The sequence below is a fragment of the Lawsonibacter faecis genome (assembly GCF_014287675.1).
Lineage (GTDB): Bacteria > Bacillota > Clostridia > Oscillospirales > Oscillospiraceae > Pseudoflavonifractor > Pseudoflavonifractor faecis.
On record NZ_JACOPQ010000032.1, the window covers coordinates 1 to 1,342 of the forward strand.

At 65.4% G+C, this 1,342-nt stretch carries 1 protein-coding gene; it reads right to left on the minus strand.

Annotated features, from left to right (window positions below; genetic code table 11):
* On the minus strand, positions 1 to 1,342 hold a 1,342-nt coding region (locus H8S62_RS17750), incomplete at both ends, for an ABC transporter substrate-binding protein (RefSeq protein WP_423788683.1).

The following is a 1,342-nucleotide window of genomic DNA, read 5'->3' on the forward strand; positions in this document are numbered from 1 at the left end:
AGCTGATACTCGACAGCCCAGTTGTCCACGAAAGCGGACTTGACGCCGTCCCAGTTGGCGTCGCTCTGGTCGGCGGCGTACATGGTGAGGGCGGTGCTCAGGCCCTTCTTCCACTCCTCGGAGGGGATGGTGGCGAAGTTCCAGGACACGGGGGTCTTGCCCGCGGCGGTCATCTCGGCGTCCTGCTTGACGAAGAGGTTGGGGGACTCCTGGGCGTTCTTGAAGGGGATGACAAAGCCCATCTCCTCAGCCATGGCCTTGGTGCCGGTCTCGGAGGAGATGCACCAGTACATGAAGTCCAGGGTGGCCTGGATGTCCTCGGGCTTGGCGTTCTTGTTCACGCACCAGAAGTTCTCGGTGCCGGTGCACAGGCCCTGACCCTGCTCGTCGCCCACGCCGATGTAGATGGGCATCATGGCCAGGTCGTCGTCGGTAAACTTGCCCTCGCCCACCAGGTTGTTGTACTCCCAGGAACCGTTCTGGAAGAACACGGCCTGGCCGGCCAGGAACTCGTTGCGGGAGTCGTCGCCGGTCTTGGCGGAGAGCTCCTTGGGGTCGCAGGTGGAGTTGTTGATGTAAAGGTTCCAGATATCCCGGTAGTTCTGGAGATAGGTGCCCTTGATGGCGTCGGTGGAGCCGATGCCGTCGGCCTGGTACTCAAAGTAGATGGGGAGGTTGGCGAGGTGGGTCTGGAAGCGCCAGTCGGAGGAGGAGTCCATGCCGGAGGAGGAGAAGGCCGCGAAGCCCAGCTCGTCCTTGCGGGCGGTGATGTCCTCGGCCACCTTCTTCAGGTCCGCGAAGGACTTGATGTCGTCCAGGGAGTAGCCGGCCTGGGCCAGAAGGGTCTTGTTGGCGATGAGGCCGTAGGACTCCACCACGTAGGCGATGCCGTCCACGGTGTCCCCGTCCTTGAGGGCGAAGGCGTCGCTGGTGAGCTCGCCGTAAATCTGGGAGCCGCTCAGGTCGTAGCAGTAGTCCTTCCAGTTGGCGAGGCCCACGGGGCCGTTGACCTGGAAGAGGGTGGGCGGGGTGTTCTTGGTAATCTCGGCCATCAGCGTGGTCTCATACCCGCCCTGGGCGGCGGTCTCCACGGTGACGGGCACGCCGGTCTCGGCGGTGTAGGCCGCGGCCAGGGCCTGCCAGGCCTCGTCCTGCTCGGGCTTGAAGTTCAGGTAGTACACGGAGCCGGTGGCGGCGGGGGTGCCGGCGCTGGGCTCGGCGGGGGTGCTGGCGGACGGCGACGCGTCCGGCGTCTTGCTGGGTGACGGGCTGCCGCCCGCGGGCTTGTCGCCGCAGCCGGCCAGTGCGGTCATCAGAAGCGCGCCGCTGAGTGCAAGAGCAA